Source organism: Pantoea sp. KPR_PJ (assembly GCF_041386365.1).
In the GTDB taxonomy this organism is placed as follows: Bacteria; Pseudomonadota; Gammaproteobacteria; order Enterobacterales; family Enterobacteriaceae; genus Pantoea.
On record NZ_JABMIK010000001.1, the window covers coordinates 792,810 to 816,050 of the forward strand.

A 23,241-nucleotide genomic window follows, 5' to 3' on the forward strand; every position below is an offset into this window, starting at 1 on the left:
GGCAGCGCCACCTGCTCCCGGGTGCTGCTGTCACTGTCTGCTACCGGCTTCGGTCCGTGAAAGCGGCTTGAGTGCACGGCGTGAGGGGCGCGAAATCAGAATGCCGATGACCCCACCGATAATCAGCGCGGCGGCCACAATAAGTAGTCCAGAGTGATAGCTGTTGGTCACATCTTTAATTTTGCCGAGCAAGGGGGGCAGCCCCAGACCGACAAAATTCGCCACGGTATTGATAAACGCAATAGACGCGGCGGCGGCCACCCCGGCCAGTTTTTCCGTGGTAACGGCCCAGAAAACCGGTGTCAGCGCAAAGTTAAAGCCTACGGTAAGCACCAGCAGAAAATAGGCGACCAGCAGGTTGCCGGAATAGATCGCCAGGGCCAGCGACAGGCCCGAAAAGATCAGGGGCAGTCCCATATGCCATGAGCGTTCATGGGTGCGATCGGAATGGCGGCCGTTGAGATACATAAACAGGCAGGCCAGCGCAAACGGCACCGCGGAGAGCAGGCCGATAACGACATTGCTCTGACCGGCGGCCATGCTCTTGACGATCAACGGCATAAACAGGGTAATGCCGATGGAGCCAAACGCCTGCAGAAACCAGACCAGGCTCAGCAGCAGCACGGTTTTATTTTTTAGCGCGCTCAGCCACGCGTGATTTTCACTGATTTCGACCCCGGCATTGTCCTGTTGCAGACGCTGGCGCAGCCAGGATTTTTGTTGCGGGGAAAGCCAGGCCGCGTGGTCAGGCGAATCGGGCAGACGCCATAACACCAGCACGCCGAGCGCGATGGCGGGGAACCCCTCCAGCGCGAACAGCCAGCGCCAGCCGGCGATATCAGCGATCCCGTTCATATTCAGAAGCGCACCTGAAACAGGCAGGCCGATAATGGACGCGGCAACCGACCCCATATAAAAGAACGACATGGCGCGAGCGCGGTGACTTTTCGGAAACCAGCAGGAGATATAGTAGATAATGCCGGGGGCAAACCCTGCTTCCGCCATGCCCAGCAGGAACCGCATCACGTAAAGCTGATTCGCGCTGTTCACAAACGCCATGCCCATACTGACGATGCCCCAGGTCACCATAATGCGCGCGATCCAGCGGCGCGCGCCGACTTTGGTCATGATCACATTGCTCGGGATTTCGAACAAAATATAGGAGACATAAAACATACCGACGCCCAGGCCATACATACTGGCTGACAAGCCTAAGTCAGCATTCATTTGCAGCGCGGCAATAGAGATATTGGTCTTGTCCAGATTGGCGACGAAATAACAGATAACGATGAAAGGGATTATTTTTGTATTTAACTGCCTGAGTGTAGAGGCATGCAGATCGGTATTCATCATGTCGACCTCGTTTGGCGCTTTGCCGGATTTGGGCAGCAGCAGGCTTGCCCACGGCTCACGCAGGGTAGGTTAAGAGGTAATGTGTTTATCGTTTTAGACGCCGCTGATGCGGCAGCAGGTTGTAGGGTCTGCCGGTTTCAGACGCGCGCTACCATTCGGCGACGCTGCCGTCCGGGAAGCGCCAGAGTGGATTGCGCCAGTCTGTGGCATGCTGACTGCGTTCCGCCACCAGCGCCTCGTCTATTTCCACGCCAAGACCAGGTTTGTTGAGCGGTGAGAAGTGTCCGCCCGTGATACTGAAGTCCTCCTTATTCACAACATAGTCCAGCAGTTCGGCCCCCTGGTTGTAGTGAATGCCCATGCTTTGCTCCTGAAACACCGCGTTGCGCGCAACAAAATCGACATGCAGGCAGGCGGCAAGGGCAATCGGGCCCAGCGGGCAGTGGGGGGCCAGCGCTACGTCATACGCCTCTGCCATCGCCGCGATTTTATAACACTCGGTAATGCCGCCCGCATGGGAGAGATCGGGCTGAAGGATAGCCAGACCGCCCGCTTCCAGCACGCGCTTGAACTCAAAACGCGAATACATGCGTTCGCCCGCCGCAATCGGCAGATGCGTCTGAGCGGCCAGGCGCGGGTAGTATTCCGCCTGTTCGGCCAGCACCGGCTCTTCAATAAACAGCGGACGGTAGGGCTCAAGCTCTTTGATGAGGATCCTGGCCATCGGGGCACTGACGCGACCGTGGAAATCCAGGCCAAACTCAATCTCGCTGCCAAATGCTTCCCGAATCTGCGCGACGGTACTGACGGCGGCATCGATCTGACGCGAGCTCTCAATCATGCCCATCTCCTCACAGCCGTTAAGCTTAAAGGTGTCAAAACCGATTTCACGCATTTTACGAATGCCGGCGATAACCTCGGCAGGGCGATCGCCGCCTACCCAGCTGTAGGCCTTAATCGTGTCGCGAACCTGGCCGCCAAGCAGCTGCCAGACCGGTACGCCGAGCACCTTGCCTTTGATATCCCACAGCGCCTGATCGATTCCCGCGATTGCGCTCATCAGAATAGGGCCGCCACGGTAGAAGCCACCACGGTACAGGACCTGCCATAGATCGTTGATGCGTGCCGGATCCTGGCCGATGAGATAGTCTGACAGCTCATGAACCGCCGTTTCGACGCTTCTTGCCCGTCCTTCAATGACCGGCTCTCCCCAGCCCGTTACGCCTTCATCCGTTTCAATCCTGAGAAACAGCCAGCGCGGCGGTAAGCGATAGAGGGTGACTCGGGTGATTTTCATGATATGGCTTCCTTATAGGCTGCAACGAAAGCGCGTGCCTGCTCTGCAGTACGTGAAACCGGCTGGCCGGGGCGATAAAGATCGCTGCCCAGTCCTGCGCCCACGCATCCCGCAGCCAGAAACGCACGAAGGTTTTGCGGCGTCACGCCGCCGACGGCGAAGACGGGCACATCCGCAGGCAGCACGGCTTTCAGCGCTCTGATGTAGTCCGGTCCAAAGGCGGAAGAGGGAAAGATTTTCAGCGCCTGCGCCCCGGCCTGGATCGCCGCAAAGGCTTCTGAGGCCGTGGCGCAGCCCGCTGCCACCGTCATCCCTTGCGCCACGGCGCGCTGGATCACCGCGGCGTCGGTATTTGGGGTCACCACCAGCCTGCTGTTCATCGCGGCCAGCTGATCCACCTGGCCGGGCGTCAGTACGGTACCCGCCCCCACCAGCGTGCGGTCGCCATATGTTGTCACCAGATGGGCTATGCTGCGCGCCCAGTCAGGAGAATTCAGCGGGATCTCGATGGCGTCAAAACCTGCCTCAGTTAATGCACCGACGTGCGCTTCAACCTCGTCGGGACGAATGCCGCGCAAAATAGCAATCAGCGGCAACTCAGTAATCCAGTTCATTGGCAATGCTCCTGATCCCGTGCTGAAAAGCCCGATCGCTGTCCAGCCGCTGAGCTGGCAGGCCGCACAACGCCATCGCTTGCAGATAGCGTTCGGCCAGTGCAGGACCGGCGATAAGGGTTAAGGGGGCCGTCTTTTCCTCGACAAACGTCTCCGCCATCAGTGCCACCTCGTGACCAATCAGTAAGCCGGAAAGAAACTCGCTGACCGATTCGCGCGGACGCACGCCCAGAACGTGCGCCGCACGGACTTCAAACAGCCGACGCAAAATGCTGCGGTCGTGCACGCCTGTCTCCAGCCCCTGGCGAAACGCATCTGCGTCTGCAACCTGCTCAGGTAAGCCTGTCCCGATTAACGCGTGGTTAAGCAGGAGGTGGTGCAGCTCTCCGGTCATCAGCGTGCGGAAGGAGACAATCTGGCGCTGCGCCTCGCTGACCCACTTGCAGTGCGTGCCGGGCATCACGTAACAGGAGGCGGGAAGCAGCCGGGCGGCACCCAGCAGCTGCGTCTCTTCGCCGCGCATCACGTTCACATTATCCTCGGCATGAATGCTCAGCCCCGGCACAATCCAGCCGCGCTGTTCTACCCGGGTCAGGTGTGAGGCGATATCCTCCAGCGAGACCGGACAGGGCAGATAGGGGGCATTCATCCAGCCCGCATTGCTGCCGACCATGCCAGCCATGATCACGGGCAGATCATCAACCGGCCAGCCCTCCGTGACCGCATGGAAAACCTCGGCCGGCGTTCTGCCATTTAAACGCGTAATACCCGATTCAGAGCGCCGTGCCTGCTGGCAGACGCCGTCGTGGTAATACCAGGCTCGCAGGTTGGTCGAACCCCAGTCGATCGCAATATAGCTGTTCAATGAATGTCCTTAAGTCGCTGTGTTGAGCTGGCGATCATGGTCAGTGCCGCCTGCTCGGCCTCATCGGGCTTTTGATGGCGAATCGCCTCAAACAGGGCCTTATGCTCACGCAGGGTGTCTGGCATATTGCCGCTGTCTGGCATGTAGGTGCGCTCAAATATCGCCAGCTGCAAAGAGCTGATGGCAACGCTGAGCTGCTGCAGTACCGGGTTATGCACTGACTCCAGCACGGCTTCGTGATAACGAATATCCGCCCGGTTAAAAGCCTCACGGTCGTGATGGTGCGCGACCATATCGTTAAGCGCCGCCTCGATGTTAGCCAGATCGCGGGAGGTGGCACGTTCCGCCGACCAGCGGGCAATCTGCGGCTCAACCAGATTGCGCACCTCGTTCATGGCGGCAATCAGACGAGGATCCTGATCGTGTTTCAGTGACCATTGCAGGACATCGCTGTCGAGAAAATTCCACTGGCTGCGCTGCGTCACAAAGGCTCCGCGGTAGCGCCTGACCTCAATCAGCCGTTTGGCCACCAGTGCGCGAAACACCTCGCGAATAATGTTTCGCGAGGTTGCGAACTGATCGCACAGTTCGGTTTCGGCAGGCAGAGAGGCGCCGGGAACATATTTGCCCGATACGATCTCTTCACCCAGGGTCAGAATGATACGGTCCGTTTTGCTGATAGTGTCTTTCATGATGTTCCATGCGGTTGGGTAAGGGTGCAGCTACTTTACCGCTGTCGGTCACCGGATCGCACCATGCTGAGATCAGATAACCATGTGGCCATTGTAGTGCTAAAAATAAAGATTGTACTACAATGTAGATCACAAAACAGACAGTTTGCGGGCGGGGCAGAGGAGAGGTAAACGGCAGAAAAGGGGGCGATGTCAGGCAGCGGCCAGGCGGACTTAACCGCACGCTGCCGGACACCTTAGCGGAGCGTTAACAGCATCTCCAGACAGCGCAGCTCAGCCTGCGCAAGCGCAGAGGAATAGCGGCTCTCCCGCACCAGGGTGAAACCCTGCTTCTCATAGAATGACCGGGCGTTGGGGGTTGAAGATAAGGTCAGCTGGTCAAAGCCTCGTTCTCGGGCCTCTCGCTTGATCGCGTCCATAATCAGGCTGCCTAATCCCTGACCGCTGTAGTGCGGTAAGGTAAAGACCGCCTCTACGCTAGCGGTAGAAAGGTCCAGAAAGCCGGTCGCTGCCAGCCGGTTATCGGGGCACTCAGCCACAAAGAAAGGGTGCTCAGCGATCGCACACCTGTAGCTGGCGGGCATCTGTTCCGGTGTCCAGGCGGCGATGATCGCCGCATCGTAGCTGTGACGGCATCCATGGCGTATTGCCTGGTTACGGATAGTCCAGCATGTTTCTGCCTCCTCCGGCAGCGCCAGTCTGATTCTCATCGCTTCTCCTTGCAGGTAACGCTCTCTCAGTGCCTCAGGTTTACCACAGGCGCGCCAGGGCCAACAGATAAAATTCAGTGAAGTGAGTAAGCGATGTTTGCTGTGGCAACAGAAGGCAAATCGCGTAAAGTCGTTCACAGCCCGGCGTGTCTGTTGGCCTGCTCTCTGCTGTGGCTGAAGAGCGGAAGCAGACGGAAAGCTGCCTTTATTGCCTTCTGATAAAAAGGATGTTTTATGAGTGATGCTGCTTCTGTCTCAATGGGTCTGCTGCTGTTTCCCGGTCTGACTCAGCTTGATCTGACTGGCCCCTTTGAAGTTTTTGCCAGGGCACCCCATACCCGGGTCCACCTCATCTAGAAAGATCTGTCGCCAGTGGTGTCGGATCGCGGCATGGCGATAACCCCGACCACGACCTTTGCCCACTGCCCCAGACTGGATGTGATCTGCATTCCGGGTGGACCGGGACAGATAAACCTGATGGAGGATGACGAGGTGCTGTCGTTTATTCGCACGCAAAGTGAGCAGGTAAAGCTGATCACCTCGGTTTGCACCGGGTCGCTGGTGCTGGGGGCTGCGGGGCTGCTGGACGGATACCGGGCCACCACGCACTGGGCGTCTCTCGATCAGCTTGCCTTACTGGGGGCAGAGCCGGTAAGCGAGCGCGTGGTGCACGACCGCAACCGAATAACCGGCGCAGGGGTAACGTCAGGCATCGATTTTGCGCTGAGCGTCGTCTCCGAGATGTTCGGCAGAGATATAGCGCAAACTATCCAGCTCCAGATGGAATATGATCCTGCCCCTCCCTTTACCTGTGGCTCGCCTCACCGCGCATCAGATGAGCTGCTTAAAAAAGCCCGGGAACAGATGGCACCTTTTATTGAGAAGAGGCGACAGGCCACGGTAAAAGCGGCCGCCAGACTGCGAAAACAGACGCAGGCCTGATAACGAGCATTGTCTGACCTGCTCAGGCGTTTGCCTGCCGTCTGGTTTGCAGGCTGTACCAATCCTGACTACTGTTTCTGGACAGGGTTTTCCCATAACCGGCAAGGCAAATCAGGAGGGGTAATGAAACGCGATGTATTAAATGAAGATGATTATGATGAAGTTTGCCGCGTGATTGGCGATGCGGTGGTGGTGCTGGCTGAATCCGGACATGAGACAAAGCGAGAAGAGATCTCCGGTCTGCTCAAGCGAGCGCGCCTGCACCGCACGCACAGCGAGCGCGATGAGCAACGCATGCTGGAGCACGCTATACGTCTGGTGAAGCCCTGAGCGTGAAACCGGCGCAGGCAGCCGGTTTTACTCTGTGTATGACGCCAGCAAAGCAGGGCGACAGCCGGGATACCAGCTCACCAGAAAATGCCGCAGATGGTCAAGACACCATTCCGCCTCGTCACGCTGCTGGCAGTAATACATCACCGTAATTTTTTCATACGCCCGGCCACGCTGGCGCAGCGGTGACCAGCCCCAGTCCAGCACGCTGCGCGCATAGTTGAGCAGAGCGTCTGTTGTCATCTGGTGCTGCGCCGCTTGCTCGCGCAGATAGTCTGCAAATGCCCGCTCGAGTGCCAGCGTCTCCGACTGCGCTACAGGGTGTTCCGGCCGAAAGGCAACGTCAACAAACCCACATACCGCGTCATCGCGCTGCTGCCAGTCGCAGGCCAGCGTCATAAACAGTCCGTCCTGCAAATTAACCTCTTCCAGCAAACGACGCAGATTAGCAGAGTGCGTCAGCACCGCAATTTCATCAATACGGTCGGTCTCCAGCGTCAAATCGATGCCGCAGGGGTTCAGCGAGCCATCCTCATTACGCGTGGCGGGAAAGGGAAAATCTATATAGCCGTTGTTGTCCAGTCGCTTTTCCATAATCACCTGGCCTGATCTCTGACGAGCGTTGACAATAAACGATTCAGACGTCGGACGCACGCTTAAGGGCATGTCCAGGTAATCATGGTGTCGTCATGCGGATTAATCAGGCGGAACTGCTTATCGGACAGGCGCTGGGCGTAATAACCTTCAGCGGTGACCGCCGAGGGCACATATTTGAAACGATCCAGCGAACGCAGTGTCCCACTCTGCACGCGAACGCCATCACGGCTGACGGTGAAGGCGCTGACGAGGTCAAAAATGGTCGCCTGCGTCTGGCCCATCGGCTGGCCGTAGAGTGTGCTGACTTCGCCGGGGCAATCCACCCCTTTCGGGCCAGAGGCGCAGCCTGCGAGCAGCGTAATGATTGTCAGTAAGGTGAGTCGCAACATATCCTGTACCTGCTTCAGTCCCTGGGAATTTCGTGGCGCTAATTTCGACGCGTTGCGTCCCGCCTGTTCTGATCATAGCAGGTCTCGCGCGGCTTCCCATTTGAGGTTTGCTTAATAGTTAAGCTGTAGACGTACCAAAGGGTGACTTGAGTAGCACATTAAAGGTATTCTTGCCATCTTTGCGCATCAGTTGGGGCGATTTAAGGGAAACGTAATGAAAGAAGAAGAAGCCAGTCTAATGATTATCCGCCATGCGATTGAAAAGCTGGAGGCGGAAAAGAAGCAGCAGGTAATGGCCTGCGTTGGAGAAATCCGCGACGTCATGCAGGCCTTCGATGCAGAAAATGCCGCACTGGCACTGATGCTGATCGCCGCCGAGGTAGCGGCAGAATAATTCCCGTCCGGCGTGGTGACAGCTCACGCCGGACCTCTAGCGGTTCATCTCACTCACCAGCCAGCGGTGGATCACGGCCACAATCCAGTCCTGCTGTGCGCGATTCAGCGGCTGATGGGCGGCGATACCGTGCCACTTCGCCAGACAGCCACGACAGCAGGTCGCTGTTGCGTGCTGGGCAATAAATACCGGATGGCCGCGCATCGGCGTCTGCTTACCGTCGTTCTTTGGCTCTGCCTGCGCCAGACGCTGTGCCACAAAGTCCGCCGCGTGCTGGTCAATCACTTCCGGCCCCTTCGCCAGACAATACGCCCGCTCTTTTTCGCCCAGGTGAAAGCGGCGGCGAAAGGGTGACTGCGCCAGCCGCTGAAACAGGGCATCTTGCCGGTTCATGCAATCTCCTTTAGGAATCAATGCGTTTTCAACCTGTTCCTGGTTTCGCTTTGGCCAGGCTGTGCTAAACCTAATGCGAACCCAGGAAGGAGGAAATATGAAAAAGAGTGTTATAGCCATCGGTATGTTGAGCGCGGGCCTGATGCTGGCCGGTTGCGCAAACGACCACGTACTGCACACCAACGACGGCCGCACTATTGTGGCGCAGGGTAAACCGAAGGTGGATGACGATACGGGTATGATCACCTATAAAGACGTCTACGGTAAAGAGCAGCAGATTAATCGTGACAGCATCAAGGATATGTCGGAAGTGGGCAATTAACGACAGCTTTTGACACACTTCGGCCCGCTCCGTGCGGGCCGATTCGCTTTCATCGTCCGTTGAGTCTGTTAGTCTGAGAATACCTCAATAAATCAGATGATAACTATCACGGAGTTTGCCAATGAAGGCCTCACTTTTCACCCTTGGCTTACTGAGCTGCTGCATGGCAACTGCCTGGGGCGATACGCAGTTTCAGATCACCTGTCCCGGCCGGCCCACCATGACGCTTTCCCGCGCACAGTATGGCCTGAGCACCCTGGCATGGCCGCAGCATCACTTTCAGATTGCGTCCGGCGAGCAGCACACCCGTTTAGACGGCGGCGACAAAGTCGCGATCACCCGCTTTCGCAACGGCGATCAGCTGATTGTGAATAAGGCGAGCAGGGACGTTTTCTTCGTTTACCATGACAGCGCCCGGCTGATACCCTGTAGCCGCAGCGAAACGCGCAATGTCGATCAGCTGTCGCTGGAACCCTATGACGATCGCAACCATCCGCACTCATAACCGACTTTAGCCGGAGAGTTTATGCAACTGAACGTTACAGACGCCGTCACGCATCAGGATCTGGATGAGGTGCGCCTCGGCCTGAATGCTTTTAACAGCCGCTTTATCAATATCGATGAAATTAAGGCCATTGGCGTATTCGTTACCGACGAGCACGGCCAGAAGCGGGCAGGGCTGACCGGGTCGACCACCGGCAACTGGCTGCGTATTGATATGCTGTGGGTCAGTGACGGGCTGCGCGGACAGGGGATCGGTAGCAAACTGATGAAGGCGGCTGAAGAAGAGGCGCGGCAGCGCGGCTGCTGCTATGCGCAGGTCGATACCGCCAGCTTTCAGGCGCGCCCGTTCTATGAAAAACTCGGTTACAGCCTGCGCTTCAGCCTGGATAACTACCCGCGCCATCATCAGCGCCACTATCTCAGCAAAACGCTTTAACTAAAACAGCGGCGGCTGGCGTCGGTCCAGCGGCTGCTGCTCTGCCTCATCAATCGCCGCCAGCCAGCTTTGCAGCGTTACCTCCACCCAGGAGAGGTGCCCACGGGTGGTACTCATCAGCACCACGTCAGGGCGCAGCGTGCGATAGAACTCCAGCGACTGTTGCAGCTCATGGGGATTGCTCTCCGGCAGCAGCACGGTAATCCAGCGCTGGTGGTCGCGCGTCAGCGTGTCGCCCACAAAGAGATAGGTGCGGCCCAGCGGTGACGCGTAGAGGTAACTGCTGCTACCGGGCGTATGGCCTGGCGTCGGCAGCAGATGAAAGTCGCCAAAGTGTGTTTCTGGCTTGCTGAACGTATCGTCTGGCTCCAGCACCCGGCTGACCGGGCCAAGCGAGCGGCTGTGGCAGTAGAGCGCGCTGTTAAAGCGCTGCTGAATGGCGACAGCGCCTGGCGCAGCCTCATGCCAGTGGGTCAGATAGTGACGGATGACGCCGCCTTCGTCCGCCAGCACTTCGTGATCGAGCGGGTGTTCGACACGGCCTATCAGCAGATTGCCGCGCGGATGGCGCAGCAGGAACCCATGCATCATGAGGTCGTTAACGGTATCTTCGACCGGAAATTCCGGCGTGGAGATCCACAAATCGTCGTAGAGCGGCTTCAATGGCGATCTCCCTGAGAACGGCTTAATGCTCGGGTAACACCGGATGGCCAGTGGCCTGTAGTTCGGCCCGGCCATCATCTACGCGCAGCTGCGCGCGCGCGCCGAACGGCAGCGTAACGGTATCGGCGTCATGGCCAAAGGCGAGATTGCTGATCACCGGCAGGCCGGTCACCTCACGCAAATAGTGCCAGACGCTGGCAAAATCAAAACCGTTGTCATAGTCGCTGAGCGCGGTGCTGGTAAAACTACCGGTAATTATAGCGCGCTGGCGCGCCAGGATACCGCTCTGGTGCAGCTGGATAAGCATGCGCTCAACGCGAAACGGATGCTCATTAACATCCTCAATAACCAGAATGCCGTCATCAAACTGCGGCAGCCAGGGGGTACCGATCAGCGAACAGATCATCGCCAGATTGCCGCCCCACAGCGTGCCCTGCCACTCGCCGCGATCGGGCGTCTCACTGCGCCAGCTGACCTCCACCACAGGTGACGTCAGCGCCTGCCAGAAATGATTCAGGGTAAATGCTGAAGGGATCTCTGCGCCAAAATTGCCCGCCAGCATCGGTGCGCTAAAGCTGATCAGGCCGGTCTGCGCCAGCAGAGCCAGCTGAATGGCGGTGAAGTCGCTGTGACCGCACAGTGCCAGCGGCTGGTTAAGCAGGCGACGCTGTAGCGCAACATAGTCAATACTGGCCAGCAGCCGGCTGGCCCCGTAGCCTCCGCGCACCGCCAGTACGATATCGGGCAGCACGTCGAGCTGCGCCAGCTGGTTAAATTCGGCAAGCCGCTCGGCGTCACTGCCGGCGAAACGCTGAAAGCGTCGGCTGAGGGTTTCCAGATTACCGACCTGATGGCCTGCAGCGCGCAGCCGCTCAACGCCCCGCCATGCAGCGGGTTGGTTATGGCAATATCCGGAAGGGGAGATAAGATGAACTGAGCGCGAAATCATAAGGCTATTCCTGCGGTTAGCGGGGGATACGCGCCGATAATGACGAAAAGCGCGACGGAAGTCACTGCGTCAAACCTTTTTTAACACAATTAGGATAAAGGGTAATTTTGCTGCTGTGCGCGCCAGGTATGATAGCGTGCGACCCTTTTGCATCAGGATGAATAATTGGTGAAATTTCGATACCTTGCCCTTTCTGCGCTACTGCTGGCAGGCTGCGCCAGCGAACCCCCTAAACAGGTGGTTAAACTCCGCAATACCCCGCTGACCCAGGCACCGCCGTCAAACATCAATGCCGCCTGGGCGATGTTCACCGAAGATGCCGCCAGTCATTATGGCGTTGATGAGAAGCTGATCAGCGCCATTATTAGTGTCGAATCGGGCGGCAACCCCGCCGTGGTCAGCCGCTCTAACGCGGTGGGCCTGATGCAGATTAAAGCCTCAACGGCGGGCCGTGAGGTCTACCGCGTGCAGGGTCGCCGCGGACAACCCTCGACCGCTGAGCTGCGCGATCCAGCGAAAAATATCGATATCGGCACCGCCTATATCAAGATCCTGCAAGAGTCGGCGCTCTCCGGCATCCGCGATCCGCTGACGCTGCGCTACGCCACTATCGTCTCCTACGCCAACGGCGCGGGTGCGCTGCTGCGAACCTTCTCACGTGACCGCGATCGGGCCATCGCCATGATTAACGCGATGTCGCCAGAGGAGTTTTATCAGCACGTCCAGAATAAACATCCCGCCGCGCAGGCGCCGCGCTACCTGTGGAAAGTTACCACGGCGTACCGCACTATCTGACCGGTTACTCCATCAGCAGCCGCGCGGTGGGGTAATCGACAATCAATACCTTCACATAACCCCCGCGCAGCGCGCCACGAATGGCGGGCGCCTTCTCTTTGCCCCCTGCCAGCGCCACCACCTGCGGACACTGCCGCACCTGTGCCAGCTCCATGCCAATCACCGGATCTTCATCGGCGCTCAGCACCGGCTGGCCCTGTGCGTCGAAGTAGTGCAGGCAGATATCACCGACCGCGCCGCGCTGCGCCAGGGTGCGCAGCATCTCTTCATCGTAGTAGTTACCGGAGTTACGCAGCAGCGCCGACGGCTCCAGGTCGCCAATGCCGACAATCGCCAGATCCACCTGCTCGAACTTTTCCAGCACTTCCGCTACGTCGGGACTGGCCGCCAGACGCTGGCGATCCTGCACCGAATGCTCAATCGACTGGGAGGGCAGCAGCCACGACGGGCAGTTTAGCAGCGCCGCCAGGTTCTGCGTCAGGATGGTGGCCTGCACGTTACCGTTGGCACCGACGCCGCCCAGTAGCTGAATCACCCCTTTGCAGGGGACGTTTAATGGATGCAGCGCATCCACCATCGCGCGGATAGTGCCGCTCCATGAGGAGATGCCGATCAGCTCGTCGGCGCGCAGGCGGGTCTCCAGATAGTGGGCCGCTGCCGAGCCAATCGCCTGTTTGATCTGCTGCGGTGAGGCGTTTTCTGCCACATCCACTACGATCGCCTGCGGCAGACCGTAGGTCTGTTCGATCGCCTTTTCCAGCGTGGGAAAAACATTAGCCGGCGGGACAATGCTGATCTTCACCACGCCTTCCTTTACGCTGCGGTTAAGAATGCGCGAGACAAACGACTGCGACAGTTTCAACAGCTGCGCAATCTCTGACTGTTTCATCCCTTCGCTGTAGTAAAGCGTGGCAATCTTTACCATCAGCCGTTGCTCATCCTGTTTCGCCATTCATCCTTCCTCTCAGTATCGGCCTGGTATTGTTAACCAGGACGCAGCAAATCACAACGCAGGACATTTTGTGATCCTTTTCGCTTTTTAAACAACCAGGGTTGCGCACCCGGCCAGCGCGGGTGCATAGTCATATTGAATATAAAATCGCAATTGAATATTTATTCAAGCGGAGAATAACTGATGAACCTACCTCTCGTCAAAATCACCCTACTGGCTTCACTGATGGCGCTCTCGGCCGCTACGTCTGCCGCAGATAACGGCCTGCTGGCAATCATCACCCCGTCGCACGATAACCCATTCTTTAAGGCGGAAGCTGACGGGGCGCAGGAGAAAGCCAAAGCGCTTGGCTACACCACGCTGGTGGCCTCGCACGACGACGATGTGAATAAGCAGAACCAGCTGATCGAAACCGCCATTGCGCGTAAGGCCAGGGCCATTATCCTGGATAACGCCGGGGCGGACGCCACCGTGGGCCCGGTGCAAAAGGCCAAAGATGCAGGCATTCCCACTTTTCTCATCGACCGTGAAATCAATAAAACCGGCGTCGCGGTGGCGCAAATTGTCTCCAATAACTATCAGGGCGCGCAGCTGGGCGCAGAGAAGTTCGCCCGCCTGCTTAACGGCAAAGGAAGTTACGTGGAGCTGCTGGGCAAAGAGTCTGATACCAACGCGGGAGTGCGTTCGCAGGGCTACCACGACGTGCTGGATGACTACCCCGACATGAAGATGGTCGCGCAGCAGAGCGCCAACTGGAGCCAGACGGAGGCGTTCAGCCGCATGGAAACCATTCTGCAGAAGAACCCCAATATTGCCGGTGTGATTTCCGGTAATGACACTATGGCGCTGGGTGCGGAAGCCGCGCTGAAAGCGGCCGGTAAAACAGACGTCATCGTGGTGGGGTTTGACGGCAGCGACTATACCCGCGACTCCATCATCAACAAGGGCAATATCAAAGCAACGGTGCTACAGCCGGGCTGGGCGCAGGCGCAGATGGCGGTGGAGCAGGTGGACTACTACCTGAAAAACGGGAAAGCGCAGAAAGAAGAGAAGCAGCTAATGGACTGTGTGCTGATTGACGAAAGCAATGCGTCGAAGCTGAAAAACTTTAGCCTGGCGCAGTAACCGGAGGCGGCATGAAACGGATTGGGGCTACGGTGGTCATGACACTGGCGTTAGCAGTAAGCGGCTGTACCGTGGTGGATCTGGACGCCAGCGGCAATCCGATCATGCCGAAAGATCCCCATGCGAAGCCGAGCTACAGCAACCAGACGCCGCAGCAGATCGCTGAGGCGAGCTGGCAAAGCCGCGTGCTCGACACGGCACAGCAGCACGCCATGAGCTGGGCAGACATGCAAACCAAAAGCGGAACGGTGAAGGCGGGCGGCAGCGAAAGCGTCTTTGTGCGCGCCAGCGGCAGGGTTGAGGCGGTGGATACCAGCAACAGCCGCGAGCGCATCCTGACGCTGACGCTGAATGGCAAACCGGTCAACGTGAGCCTGGGCCCGGTGATCCGCAGTAACGCGCTGCGTGATGCTGCCGGTTTTCGCTTCGAGGAGTTTACCAATCAGGTGCAGTATGCGCAGCTGACCCGTGCGCTAAACCGCCACGCGGTGCAGCAGCTGCCGGCAGTGGACGCGAGCTGGGTCGGCAAACCGGCGCAGGCGCTGCTGGCGGTTGAGATGGGCCACAACAGCGTTAATGAGGTGATGGCGGTGTCGCTGAAGCAGGGAGAGACGCCATGAGCGATGAGATCATCCTGAGCGCGCGCAACATTTCAATGCTGTTTCCCGGCACGCTGGCGCTGGATCGCGTCGACTATCGCGTCTGGCGCGGCAAGGTCAACGTCATCATCGGTGAAAACGGGGCGGGCAAGTCGACGCTGATGAAAATTCTCGCGGGCGTGCAGCAGCCAACCAGCGGCGAGATCTTCCTGAACGGTGAAAAAGTGGTGCTGAGCAGCACGCGCGCCGCGGCAAAGCTTGGCATCGGCATGGTGCATCAGGAACTGAACCTGTTCGAAAACCTCTCGGTGGCGGAGAACATCTTTCTTGGCCGCGAACTGCAACGCGGTATCAGGCCCATTAATGAAGCAGAGCAGGAGCGCCGTACCGCGGCGCTTATGGCGCGCCTTGACCAGCCTGTCTCGCCAGCCGAGCACGTCGGCAATCTCAAGGTGGGCCAGCAGCAGCTGGTGGAGATCGCCAAAGCGCTGGCGGAAGATGCCGACATTCTGATCCTCGACGAGCCTACCTCGGCGCTGAGTAAAACCGAAGTCGCCACCCTGTTTCGCGTTATTCGCGAGCTGACGCGACAGGGGGTCTCTGTCATCTATATCTCGCATCGCCTTGAAGAGCTGATGGCGATTGGCGACAGGATCACCATTCTGCGCGACGGCCGCTTTCAGGCAGAGGCAAAGGTCAGTGACATCGACGTGCCCTGGATCGTGCGTGAAATGCTGGGCAGCGAGCCGATGAGCAACTTCCTGCCCGATGACCGTACCTTTGGTGCGGCAGTGCTGGAAGCGGAACATATTACCTGCGTCAGCCCCGGCGGTAACACGCTGGTGGATGACGTCACCTTTAACGTGCGCGCCGGGGAGATTGTCGGCATCTATGGGCTGATGGGCGCGGGGCGTACTGAACTGTTTGAGTGTCTGCTCGGCAGCGAGCGCAACTATCTTGGCAAAGTCTGGCTCGACAGCAAGCCGGTGCCGACGCGACTGCCGCCGGCTGAGCGTATCCGCATGGGCATGAGCCTGGTGCCGGAAGACCGCAAGCGCGCCGGGATTTTCCCGGTGTCGTCAGTCGCCAGCAACCTCACCATCGCCAGCCTCTGGCGTCGCCTGTCGGGTCGCTTTGCTATCGCCCGGCACCGGGAGCAGGAGGCGGTAGCGCAGACCGTGGGCAATCTGGCGATCAAAATCTCCTCGCCCGAGGTAACCATCAGTGCGCTGAGCGGTGGCAATCAGCAGAAGGTCGTCATTGGCCGCTCGCTGCTGACAAATCCGCGTCTGCTGCTGCTCGACGAGCCAAGCCGCGGGATTGACGTCGGCGCGAAAGCCGAAGTGTTTCGCATGATGGTGCGGCTGTCAGAGCAGGGGATCGCGGTGCTTTTTTCCACCTCCGATCTGAAAGAGATCATGGCGGTGGCCGACCGCATTCTGGTGATGTCAGGCGGCAAACTTACGGCTGATATTCCGCGCGCTGATGCGGAAGAGTCAGCGCTGGTGAAAGCAAGCGCACAGGGGTTCTGAGCATGAAAGGCAATAACGCTATGACGATGGCAGGACAACCGGCAAACGTATTTAACTCGCGCGAAGGCATCATTCTGCTGCTGCTGAAGCTGCGTACCTTTATCGCGCTGTTTTTAATCGTGGGGTTTTTTGCGGTTACCGTTCCAGACTTTCTTGCGGTTGGCAGCCTGGTGATCATGGTGAAGCATATCGCCATCAACGCCTTCCTGGCGCTGGGCATCACCTTTGTCATTATCACCGCCGGCATTGACCTCTCCATCGGCGCAACGCTGGGACTGTGCGGCATGATTGCCGGCTGGCTGATCACCAAAGGCATTGTACTGCCGATGTTCGGCATCGCCATTTTCCCCAGCGTCTGGGTCATTGTGCCGCTGGTATTGCTGGTGGGGGGGCTCATCGGCGCGGCCAACGGCTGGATTATTACGCGTTATAACGTCGCCCCCTTTATCTGCACGCTGGGCACCATGTATATCCTGCGCGGCGCGGCAATGCTGACCTCAGGCGGCGAAACCTTTCCCGGTCTGCAGGGCAACCCGCTGCTGGGTAACACCGGCTTTGATCGGATCGGGGCCGGATCGCTGCTGGGGCTGCCCTACGCCATCTGGATGATGATCGTGCTGGCGCTGGTGATTGCCTATGTGGCGCGCCGCCTGCCGTTTGGCCGTCAGGTTTATGCCATCGGCGACAACGAACGCGCGGCTGAGCTCTCTGGCGTCAGGGTGAAACAGATAAAAATCTGGGTTTATACCCTTTCGGGCTTCTGCGCGGCGATTGCGGGCATTGTGGTCTCGTCGCAGCTGGTGGCCAGCCATCCGGCCAACGGCACCTCATTTGAGATGAACGCCATTGCGGCGGTGGTGCTGGGCGGCACCTCGCTGGCTGGCGGTCGCGGCACCATTCTCGGCACGCTGATCGGCGCGTTTGTGATCGGCTTTCTCGCTGACGGTCTGATCATGATGGGCGTCAGTGAATTCTGGCAGATGGTGATTAAGGGCATTGTCATCATCATCGCCGTCATCATCGACCAGATGCAAAACCGCATGCAGCAGAAAGCAGCGGTGGTTGCACAGAAGGCGCTGATCGAGGAGGGCGAGCCAGCTAAGCATTAATCGGTTGAGGTGCAGGTATCAACATTTGCTGCACCCCTTTTTTTACCTGGTATGAATATATATTCAAGTATGATTTTAAATTCAGAGGTGATGTATGAATCCTTTCAAGCTCCCGGTCGACGAATTGCAGCGCAAGGCGCGCGCCGTGCGCCGCCGCATTATCCAGCTTAACGCGGGCAGTCCGGCAGGCGGCCATACCGGTGCCGATCTCTCGCAGGCGGACATCGTAACCGCACTCTATTTTCGCATTCTCAACTGCGCGCCAGACCGCCTCGACGATCCGCAGCGTGACATTTACATCCAGTCGAAAGGCCATGCGGTGGGCGGCTACTACTGTGTACTGGCGGAAGCGGGCTATTTTCCCACCGACTGGCTGCCGACCTACCAGCATGCCGACTCGCACCTGCCGGGTCATCCGGTGCGCCAGAAAACGCCCGGCGTTGAGTTGAATACCGGCGCGCTGGGCCATGGTCTGCCGGTGGCAGTCGGGCTGGCGATTGCGGCAAAAAAGGATGGCAGTAAACGGCGCATTTTCGTGGTAACCGGCGACGGCGAGCTGGCAGAGGGCAGCAACTGGGAGGCGGCGCTGGTGGCAGCCCACTACGGCCTGGATAATCTGATCATTATTAATGACAAGAACAAATTACAGCTGGCGGGATCGACTCGCGACATCATGAACACCGATCCGCTGCCGGAGAAATGGCGAGCCTTTGGCCTTGAGGTGACCGAATGCAACGGTAACGACATGGCGGCAGTGGTTGACACCCTCGAAAGCCTGCCGCAGAACGGCAAGCCGCAGGTTATCGTAGCGCATACCGAAAAGGGCTATGGCGTCTCCTTTATTCAGAGTAAAGCGGAGTGGCACCATCGCGTGCCGAAAGGCGAAGAGATTGAACTGGCCCTGGAGGAACTGAAAGATGAGTAATGCACAACATTTAGCCAGCGTCATGGTCGACGCCTTTATCGACGCGGTTAACCGCGGCGTTGATCTGGTGCCGGTAGTGGCGGACTCGACCTCCACCGCAAAAATCTCACCTTTTATCAAGGCCTTTCCCGATCGGCTGGTCAACGTGGGAATTGCCGAACAGACGCTGGTCGGCACCGCCGCCGGTCTGGCGCTGGGCGGCAAGATCGCCGTAACCTGTAACGCCGCCCCGTTCCTGGTGTCGCGCGCCAACGAGCAGGTTAAAGTCGATGTCTGTTACAACAACACCAACGTCAAGCTGTTTGGCCTTAACGCCGGGGCCAGCTACGGCCCGCTCGCCAGCACCCATCACAGCATTGATGACATTGCGATAATGCGCGGCTTCGGCAACATCGAAATCTATGCCCCATCCTGCCCGCTGGAGTGCCGCCAGATTATCGACTACGCGCTTGCGCACGTCGGCCCGGTCTATATTCGTCTCGACGGTAAAGATCTGCCGCAGCTGCACGACGAGAGCTACCGCTTTATGCCGGGCAACATCGACCTGTTGCGGGAAGGAAAGGATATTGCGCTGGTGGCGATGGGCTCAACGGTGCATGAGATCGTGCGCGCAGCCGAGCGGCTGGCAGAGCAGGGGATCTCGGCCGGTGTGATCAGCGTTCCATCCATTCGACCTTGTGATACCCAACAGCTGCGCAACCTGTTACATCACTATCCAGCCGTTATCGCTGTGGAGGAGCACAACGTTAACGGCGGCGTCGGCAGTCTGGTGGCAGAAGTGCTGGCAGAGGGCGGCTGTGGCATTCCTCTGCTGCGCCTCGGCATTCCTGACGGTCAGTACGCCATTGCGGGCGATCGCGCCTCTACCCGTGCCTGTCACGGTATTGATGCCGCGAGCGTGGTGAACAGTGCAGTGCGCCTTTGCGCGGGAGCCTGAGTATGCAAGACGCCCTTATCCTGGCCATTGATGAAGGCACCACCAATGCCAAAGCGGTCGCTGTCAATCGCCAGGGCAGCGTAGTCGCGCGCGGCAACCGGCCACTGACGCTCTCCCATCCGCAGCCGGGGCTGGCGGAACAGGACGCGCTGGCGATCTGGCAGGCGGTAAAACAGGCGGTGGCCGACTGTCTGGCACAGTGCAACGGTGCGCCCGTAGCGGCGGTCGCTATCAGCAACCAGCGCGAATCGGTGCTGATCTGGCAGCGGCATGATGGCAAGCCGCTGACGCCGCTGGTCAGCTGGCAGGATCGCCGCTCAGAGGCCTTTTGCCGCGATCTGCGTGCAGCGGGCAATGCTACGCGCATTACCGGCCTGACGGGGCTGGCCGTCGATCCAATGTTTCCGGCGGCCAAGCTTACCGGCATGCTGGCGGCGATCCCGGATGGGGCGATGCGGGCGGCAGCGGGTGAGCTGTGCATCGGTACGGTCGACAGCTGGCTGAGCTGGCAGCTGAGCGCGGGTGAGATATTTGTGACCGATCATGCCAACGCCGCCCGTACCCAGCTCTATAGTCTGCACAGCAACGACTGGGATGAGACGCTGCTGCGGCTGTTTCAGCTGCCGCGCGCCGCGCTACCCGCGATTGTGTCCTCAGCCAGCGAGCAGGGCAGGGTAGCCATCAACGATATTGCTGGCCTGTTACCAGGCACGCCGATCCTGTCACGCATTGGCGACTCGCATGCCGCGCTTCAGGCGCAGCGGCGCGGTGACGAGGAGGTGGTGAAAGCGACCTACGGCACCGGCTCTTCCCTGATGATGTCGATGGCCACACCGCTGATGACCGATAACGGCCTCAGTACCACGGTGGCCTGGCACGATGGCGCGCTGCGCTTTGCCTTTGAGGGCAATATTACCCATACCGGCTCCGGCGCGGCCTGGCTGGGTAACATACTTGGCGTCCGCGACCCGCACGAGCTCACGGCGCTGGCGCAGACCACCGAACACAATCAGGGCATCTATTTTGTACCCGCCCTCTCAGGTCTGGGTGCGCCCTGGTGGGATCTCAAGGCGCGCGGCATGGTATGCGGCCTGACCGACGCAGCAACGCCTGCCGTACTGGCGCGGGTGGCGCTGGAGTCAGTTGTCTATCAGATTGCGGACGTCTTCTTTGCCATGGAGCAGGCGAGTGGCCAGCGGCTGTCGGCGCTGTGCGTGGACGGCAGCGCCACCGCAAACGACTGGCTGATGCAGCTCCAGGCCGATGTTTTGCAGCGGCCGCTGCTGCGTGCGCCAACGGCAGAAGTGTCGGCGCTGGGCGCGGCGCTGCTGGCGGGCAAGGTGCTTGGCTGGTGGCAGCAGGGCAGCGATATGCGGGCGTTGCAGGGGGGCACCCGCGTTGAGCCGTGTGCAGAGCGGGCGCAGACAATGCGCGAGCGCTATCGGGGCTGGACAGAGGCGGTGGCGCGCTGCCGTTTCCAGCCCGCCTGACCTTCCATGGCGCAAGCAGGCATAAAGAGGCGCTGCGCGGTTGCAGGCCGAGCGGCCTGGTGAGGAACGGGCAGAGTGCAGAGAGACAACCGTCCTGACCGCCCGGCCCGCGCCCTGGGCTGAAGGGCGGTCTGGGCCGGTGCAGCACGCGGCGCCGGGCAAAAAGGAATCCTGTGCTCTGCCCGGCGGCCACGCATCTCGCTGGTGTGGCCGGCGTGCGATGGACCGATATCAGGCCCGACGCGCTTCCTGCTCATCGTTATCCGCCCGCAGCATCTCCACTGGCGGAATACGGCCGCCGCTGAACTCCACCTGACGGATTGGGAAGGCGAAGCGGATATCGCGCTTCTCCAGCGCCGCCATCAGTTGCAGGTTAATCTCCTGCTGAATATCCATATATTTGTTGTAGTCAGCATCCAGTACGTAATAGACCACCTCAAAGGTTAGCTTTGAATCTTCAAATGCGAAGAAATGGGCGCGATCGAAGCGCGTCAGTTCCATCCCTTCGATAATGGTTTTAATCTGCTGACTGACTTCCCGCACCTGCGCCGACGGCGTGCCATAGCTCAGACCAAAGCGAAACACAATGCGTCGCTGCTGCATGCGCTTGTAGTTGTGAATGGTCTGCTGCAAAAGAATGGTATTGGAGCAGACAATCTGCTCGCCGCTCAGGCTGCGCAGGCGCGTGGTTTTCAGCCCGATATGCTCGATAGAGCCGGCGATATCGCCAAACACAATAAAATCACCGTGTTCGAAAGGCTTATCAAAGCCAATCGCCAGCGAGGCAAACACATCGCTCAGCACCGTCTGAATGGCCAGTGCAATGGCGATACCCCCAACGCCGAGGCTCGCCACCAGCGCGGTAATGTCGATGCCCATATTCGACAGGATGGCGAGCAGCATCATCACCCAGACGACAACGCGCAGCAGGATGCCGAGGATCACCGTGGTGACGGGGTTGCGCACGTGGACCGGGTCGCGCAGCAGGTTGTGCAGCCAGAGCCGAATGCCGCCGTCGATCCACAGCGCCAGCTGGACCGCAAGCGCCAGAAACCAGCCGTGGGCGATAAAGCTGTTCCAGCTGGCAGGCACGTCAGCAAAGCGCAGGGCAATCAGCAGCGAGAAAATCAGCAGCAGCGTCTGGCTGGTGTTGCGCAGGATGTCTACCAGAATTGAGGTAAAGCGCACGTGGCGCTGCTCGCTGTATCGCGCAATGCGGCCTGAAATAAAACGGATTGCCCCGCGTAACAGCCAGTAGATCAGCAGCGTGCCTGCGACCACGATGGCGCTGTTTAGCCAGAAGGTTTCATTGAGAAAAAGACGTTGAAAATAGCCAGATGAGAGCCAGTTTTCCATTGGGGATATTCTCCTTGCTGGGAGCCGGTTTAAAAAAAGAAAGCAAGGAGAAGCATAGCCTGGATATGGATGATGACCGCCTAAATCACTGAAAAATTACTGAAATCGCCTCGCTTTATCCCGTGCCAGGCGCTCCAGAGCGAAAATGACCTGCTGGAGCTGACGCTCCTGTGACGGTTCGATGGCGGTAAAGCGGAAGCTGAGGCGCGGCGTCACGCGCGTTTCGTTTTTGCTGCTCACCACGCTGCGCTCGCCAATATGTAGCAGTTGAGCGCCAACCTCAAACTCGCCATATTCGCCCAGTTCGACGCGCAGCTTGTTGAACTTATCACCGCTGTTAAGGCCATCCGGCAGCGCCTCGTCCACCAGCACGCCAATGCCGCCCAGCGACAGATCCTGAAGGCGAAAACGCACCTGTTTACCGTTGGGCCACTGACTATGGCAGTAAAATGTGGGCTCAAGGGGCGCACTGATACGGAAAAATTCGCGGCGCTGAATGTGCCACAGCAGCTCCGGCAGCGGTGCACTAAAAGCAGGCAGCCCATCAAAGGTGGTTTTTTCCAGTGCGGCGAGGCTGAACGCAATCTTCGCACCGAAGGTTTCCGCAGTGAGGTTTACGTCGTGACAGGAAAGCACAGCGTCGTTATCAGAACTGTTGCTGCCGAGATCGAAAATAATACGCTCGCCGTCAGCGTCGAGCAGGCGACTGATAAACTGGCCGCGCGAAAACGTGACCATCACAGGGGTCTGTAAACGCAGCAAATCTTTCATGACGCCCAGCACGGCCAGCGTGCCGCGTTTGAGATACTGTTCGTTGTCGGCTTCTTTCACTTCCTGGCTCCAAAAGAGGGCAAAAATGCGGTTCGCTATTCCTTTATTCTCTGACCGTTATCGGCGTACCGGTTTGAAGCTTTACCCCTTAACGCCATTTTTTGCATTTGTTTAACCTGCATTGCAGAATTTACTGTCTA

General features: G+C 58.7%; 27 protein-coding genes and 1 pseudogene. 14 read left to right on the plus strand and 14 right to left on the minus strand.

The annotated features are described in order from the left end of the window. Positions 1-30: 30 nt before the first annotated feature. From HP564_RS03760 to HP564_RS03785, 6 genes are all read right to left on the minus strand, one after another. Positions 31-1,350 (minus strand): MFS transporter, encoded by a 1,320-nt coding sequence (locus HP564_RS03760; RefSeq protein ID WP_371240674.1) that lies wholly within the window; start codon positions 1,348-1,350, stop codon positions 31-33. Positions 1,351-1,501: 151 nt separating this feature from the next. Beyond that, positions 1,502-2,650, minus strand: a complete 1,149-nt coding sequence (gene dgoD / locus HP564_RS03765) for a galactonate dehydratase (protein WP_371240284.1) — start codon at positions 2,648-2,650, stop codon at positions 1,502-1,504. After that, positions 2,647-3,264 (minus strand): 2-dehydro-3-deoxy-6-phosphogalactonate aldolase, encoded by a 618-nt coding sequence (locus tag HP564_RS03770; RefSeq protein ID WP_371240286.1) that lies wholly within the window; start codon positions 3,262-3,264, stop codon positions 2,647-2,649. Before HP564_RS03770 ends, dgoD begins: the two co-directional genes overlap by 4 nt. Then, positions 3,248-4,129, minus strand: coding sequence for a 2-dehydro-3-deoxygalactonokinase (locus tag HP564_RS03775; protein ID WP_371240288.1), 882 nt, complete (start codon positions 4,127-4,129; stop codon positions 3,248-3,250). Before HP564_RS03775 ends, HP564_RS03770 begins: the two co-directional genes overlap by 17 nt. Continuing rightward, the gene (locus HP564_RS03780; RefSeq protein ID WP_371240290.1) at positions 4,126-4,821 is read right to left on the minus strand and encodes a FadR/GntR family transcriptional regulator; all 696 of its coding nucleotides are present in this window, start codon (positions 4,819-4,821) and stop codon (positions 4,126-4,128) included. The genes HP564_RS03775 and HP564_RS03780 overlap by 4 nt, the downstream gene beginning before the upstream one ends. 236 nt (positions 4,822-5,057) lie before the next feature. Beyond that, positions 5,058-5,531, minus strand: a complete 474-nt coding sequence (locus HP564_RS03785; protein ID WP_371240292.1) for a GNAT family N-acetyltransferase — start codon at positions 5,529-5,531, stop codon at positions 5,058-5,060. 234 nt (positions 5,532-5,765) lie between these two features. On the opposite strand from HP564_RS03785, the pseudogene HP564_RS03790 reads away from it, so the two are divergent. Both HP564_RS03790 and HP564_RS03795 read left to right on the plus strand, forming a co-directional pair. After that, positions 5,766-6,473: pseudogene (locus HP564_RS03790) on the plus strand (DJ-1/PfpI family protein). A gap of 123 nt (positions 6,474-6,596) precedes the next feature. Further along, positions 6,597-6,803, plus strand: a complete 207-nt coding sequence (locus HP564_RS03795; RefSeq protein ID WP_371240294.1) for a DUF2767 family protein — start codon at positions 6,597-6,599, stop codon at positions 6,801-6,803. A 27-nt stretch (positions 6,804-6,830) separates the two neighbouring features. On the opposite strand, the gene HP564_RS03800 is transcribed toward HP564_RS03795, so the two are convergent. Further along, complete coding sequence (locus HP564_RS03800) at positions 6,831-7,397, minus strand: hypothetical protein (RefSeq protein WP_371240296.1); 567 nt, start codon at positions 7,395-7,397, stop codon at positions 6,831-6,833. A gap of 62 nt (positions 7,398-7,459) precedes the next feature. Beyond that, positions 7,460-7,789, minus strand: coding sequence for a hypothetical protein (locus tag HP564_RS03805; RefSeq protein ID WP_371240298.1), 330 nt, complete (start codon positions 7,787-7,789; stop codon positions 7,460-7,462). 214 nt (positions 7,790-8,003) lie between these two features. Here HP564_RS03805 and HP564_RS03810 point away from each other — a divergent pair, with 214 nt between their 5' ends. Continuing rightward, the gene (locus HP564_RS03810) at positions 8,004-8,183 is read left to right on the plus strand and encodes a hypothetical protein (protein ID WP_371240300.1); all 180 of its coding nucleotides are present in this window, start codon (positions 8,004-8,006) and stop codon (positions 8,181-8,183) included. Positions 8,184-8,219: 36 nt separating this feature from the next. On the opposite strand, the gene HP564_RS03815 is transcribed toward HP564_RS03810, so the two are convergent. After that, positions 8,220-8,576: a DUF4186 domain-containing protein gene (locus HP564_RS03815; RefSeq protein ID WP_371240302.1), complete on the minus strand. Its 357-nt coding sequence runs from the start codon at positions 8,574-8,576 to the stop codon at positions 8,220-8,222. A gap of 97 nt (positions 8,577-8,673) precedes the next feature. Between HP564_RS03815 and HP564_RS03820 the strand changes: the two genes are divergently transcribed. From HP564_RS03820 to HP564_RS03830, 3 genes are all read left to right on the plus strand, one after another. Further along, complete coding sequence (locus tag HP564_RS03820; RefSeq protein ID WP_371240304.1) at positions 8,674-8,898, plus strand: YgdI/YgdR family lipoprotein; 225 nt, start codon at positions 8,674-8,676, stop codon at positions 8,896-8,898. Positions 8,899-9,019: 121 nt separating this feature from the next. Further along, complete coding sequence (locus HP564_RS03825) at positions 9,020-9,403, plus strand: hypothetical protein (protein WP_371240306.1); 384 nt, start codon at positions 9,020-9,022, stop codon at positions 9,401-9,403. A gap of 21 nt (positions 9,404-9,424) precedes the next feature. Continuing rightward, positions 9,425-9,838: a GNAT family N-acetyltransferase gene (locus tag HP564_RS03830; RefSeq protein WP_371240308.1), complete on the plus strand. Its 414-nt coding sequence runs from the start codon at positions 9,425-9,427 to the stop codon at positions 9,836-9,838. On the opposite strand, the gene HP564_RS03835 is transcribed toward HP564_RS03830, so the two are convergent. Together HP564_RS03835 and ldcA are read right to left on the minus strand one after the other, a co-directional pair. Continuing rightward, positions 9,839-10,501, minus strand: coding sequence for an MBL fold metallo-hydrolase (locus HP564_RS03835; protein WP_371240310.1), 663 nt, complete (start codon positions 10,499-10,501; stop codon positions 9,839-9,841). A 22-nt stretch (positions 10,502-10,523) separates the two neighbouring features. Next, the gene (ldcA, locus tag HP564_RS03840) at positions 10,524-11,450 is read right to left on the minus strand and encodes a muramoyltetrapeptide carboxypeptidase (RefSeq protein WP_371240312.1); all 927 of its coding nucleotides are present in this window, start codon (positions 11,448-11,450) and stop codon (positions 10,524-10,526) included. Between the two features lie 165 nt (positions 11,451-11,615). Here ldcA and emtA point away from each other — a divergent pair, with 165 nt between their 5' ends. Continuing rightward, complete coding sequence (gene emtA / locus HP564_RS03845; RefSeq protein ID WP_371240314.1) at positions 11,616-12,245, plus strand: membrane-bound lytic murein transglycosylase EmtA; 630 nt, start codon at positions 11,616-11,618, stop codon at positions 12,243-12,245. Between the two features lie 4 nt (positions 12,246-12,249). Here emtA and HP564_RS03850 read toward each other — a convergent pair whose 3' ends face one another. Beyond that, entirely contained in the window at positions 12,250-13,197 is a 948-nt protein-coding gene (locus tag HP564_RS03850) for a sugar-binding transcriptional regulator (protein WP_371240316.1), read from the minus strand. Positions 13,198-13,380: 183 nt separating this feature from the next. On the opposite strand from HP564_RS03850, the gene HP564_RS03855 reads away from it, so the two are divergent. The 7 genes from HP564_RS03855 to HP564_RS03885 all read left to right on the plus strand — a co-directional run bounded on the left by HP564_RS03855 (position 13,381) and on the right by HP564_RS03885 (position 20,914). Further along, the gene (locus HP564_RS03855) at positions 13,381-14,322 is read left to right on the plus strand and encodes a D-ribose ABC transporter substrate-binding protein (protein WP_371240318.1); all 942 of its coding nucleotides are present in this window, start codon (positions 13,381-13,383) and stop codon (positions 14,320-14,322) included. A gap of 11 nt (positions 14,323-14,333) precedes the next feature. Further along, positions 14,334-14,942, plus strand: a complete 609-nt coding sequence (locus HP564_RS03860; protein WP_371240320.1) for a DUF2291 family protein — start codon at positions 14,334-14,336, stop codon at positions 14,940-14,942. Then, entirely contained in the window at positions 14,939-16,453 is a 1,515-nt protein-coding gene (locus tag HP564_RS03865; RefSeq protein WP_371240322.1) for a sugar ABC transporter ATP-binding protein, read from the plus strand. The genes HP564_RS03860 and HP564_RS03865 overlap by 4 nt, the downstream gene beginning before the upstream one ends. A 2-nt stretch (positions 16,454-16,455) precedes the next feature. Continuing rightward, a complete protein-coding gene (locus HP564_RS03870; protein ID WP_371240324.1) occupies positions 16,456-17,562 on the plus strand; it encodes an ABC transporter permease in 1,107 nt (368 codons plus the stop codon). A gap of 94 nt (positions 17,563-17,656) precedes the next feature. Next, positions 17,657-18,487: a transketolase gene (locus HP564_RS03875; RefSeq protein WP_371240326.1), complete on the plus strand. Its 831-nt coding sequence runs from the start codon at positions 17,657-17,659 to the stop codon at positions 18,485-18,487. Continuing rightward, on the plus strand, positions 18,480-19,424 hold the full coding sequence (locus HP564_RS03880; RefSeq protein WP_371240328.1) for a transketolase family protein: 945 nt from the start codon (positions 18,480-18,482) through the stop codon (positions 19,422-19,424). Before HP564_RS03875 ends, HP564_RS03880 begins: the two co-directional genes overlap by 8 nt. Positions 19,425-19,426: 2 nt before the next feature. Beyond that, on the plus strand, positions 19,427-20,914 hold the full coding sequence (locus HP564_RS03885) for an FGGY family carbohydrate kinase (RefSeq protein ID WP_371240333.1): 1,488 nt from the start codon (positions 19,427-19,429) through the stop codon (positions 20,912-20,914). Between the two features lie 231 nt (positions 20,915-21,145). On the opposite strand, the gene HP564_RS03890 is transcribed toward HP564_RS03885, so the two are convergent. Continuing rightward, entirely contained in the window at positions 21,146-22,270 is a 1,125-nt protein-coding gene (locus tag HP564_RS03890) for a mechanosensitive ion channel family protein (protein WP_371240335.1), read from the minus strand. A 96-nt stretch (positions 22,271-22,366) separates the two neighbouring features. Then, positions 22,367-23,101, minus strand: a complete 735-nt coding sequence (locus tag HP564_RS03895; RefSeq protein ID WP_371240337.1) for a flagellar brake protein — start codon at positions 23,099-23,101, stop codon at positions 22,367-22,369. Between the last annotated feature and the right edge of the window lie 140 nt (positions 23,102-23,241).

Excerpts from the sequence above, each read along its gene's own strand:
- HP564_RS03760 (WP_371240674.1), bottom strand. The coding sequence starts at position 1,350 with ATGAATACCGATCTGCATGCCTCTACACTCAGGCAGTTAAATACAAAA.
- dgoD (WP_371240284.1), bottom strand. The coding sequence starts at position 2,650 with ATGAAAATCACCCGAGTCACCCTCTATCGCTTACCGCCGCGCTGGCTG.
- HP564_RS03770 (WP_371240286.1), bottom strand. The coding sequence starts at position 3,264 with ATGAACTGGATTACTGAGTTGCCGCTGATTGCTATTTTGCGCGGCATT.
- HP564_RS03780 (WP_371240290.1), bottom strand. The coding sequence starts at position 4,821 with ATGAAAGACACTATCAGCAAAACGGACCGTATCATTCTGACCCTGGGT.
- HP564_RS03785 (WP_371240292.1), bottom strand. The coding sequence starts at position 5,531 with ATGAGAATCAGACTGGCGCTGCCGGAGGAGGCAGAAACATGCTGGACT.
- HP564_RS03795 (WP_371240294.1), top strand. The coding sequence starts at position 6,597 with ATGAAACGCGATGTATTAAATGAAGATGATTATGATGAAGTTTGCCGC.
- HP564_RS03800 (WP_371240296.1), bottom strand. The coding sequence starts at position 7,397 with ATGGAAAAGCGACTGGACAACAACGGCTATATAGATTTTCCCTTTCCC.
- HP564_RS03805 (WP_371240298.1), bottom strand. The coding sequence starts at position 7,789 with ATGTTGCGACTCACCTTACTGACAATCATTACGCTGCTCGCAGGCTGC.
- HP564_RS03810 (WP_371240300.1), top strand. The coding sequence starts at position 8,004 with ATGAAAGAAGAAGAAGCCAGTCTAATGATTATCCGCCATGCGATTGAA.
- HP564_RS03815 (WP_371240302.1), bottom strand. The coding sequence starts at position 8,576 with ATGAACCGGCAAGATGCCCTGTTTCAGCGGCTGGCGCAGTCACCCTTT.
- HP564_RS03820 (WP_371240304.1), top strand. The coding sequence starts at position 8,674 with ATGAAAAAGAGTGTTATAGCCATCGGTATGTTGAGCGCGGGCCTGATG.
- HP564_RS03825 (WP_371240306.1), top strand. The coding sequence starts at position 9,020 with ATGAAGGCCTCACTTTTCACCCTTGGCTTACTGAGCTGCTGCATGGCA.
- HP564_RS03830 (WP_371240308.1), top strand. The coding sequence starts at position 9,425 with ATGCAACTGAACGTTACAGACGCCGTCACGCATCAGGATCTGGATGAG.
- ldcA (WP_371240312.1), bottom strand. The coding sequence starts at position 11,450 with ATGATTTCGCGCTCAGTTCATCTTATCTCCCCTTCCGGATATTGCCAT.
- HP564_RS03850 (WP_371240316.1), bottom strand. The coding sequence starts at position 13,197 with ATGGCGAAACAGGATGAGCAACGGCTGATGGTAAAGATTGCCACGCTT.
- HP564_RS03855 (WP_371240318.1), top strand. The coding sequence starts at position 13,381 with ATGAACCTACCTCTCGTCAAAATCACCCTACTGGCTTCACTGATGGCG.
- HP564_RS03860 (WP_371240320.1), top strand. The coding sequence starts at position 14,334 with ATGAAACGGATTGGGGCTACGGTGGTCATGACACTGGCGTTAGCAGTA.
- HP564_RS03865 (WP_371240322.1), top strand. The coding sequence starts at position 14,939 with ATGAGCGATGAGATCATCCTGAGCGCGCGCAACATTTCAATGCTGTTT.
- HP564_RS03870 (WP_371240324.1), top strand. The coding sequence starts at position 16,456 with ATGAAAGGCAATAACGCTATGACGATGGCAGGACAACCGGCAAACGTA.
- HP564_RS03875 (WP_371240326.1), top strand. The coding sequence starts at position 17,657 with ATGAATCCTTTCAAGCTCCCGGTCGACGAATTGCAGCGCAAGGCGCGC.
- HP564_RS03880 (WP_371240328.1), top strand. The coding sequence starts at position 18,480 with ATGAGTAATGCACAACATTTAGCCAGCGTCATGGTCGACGCCTTTATC.
- HP564_RS03885 (WP_371240333.1), top strand. The coding sequence starts at position 19,427 with ATGCAAGACGCCCTTATCCTGGCCATTGATGAAGGCACCACCAATGCC.
- HP564_RS03890 (WP_371240335.1), bottom strand. The coding sequence starts at position 22,270 with ATGGAAAACTGGCTCTCATCTGGCTATTTTCAACGTCTTTTTCTCAAT.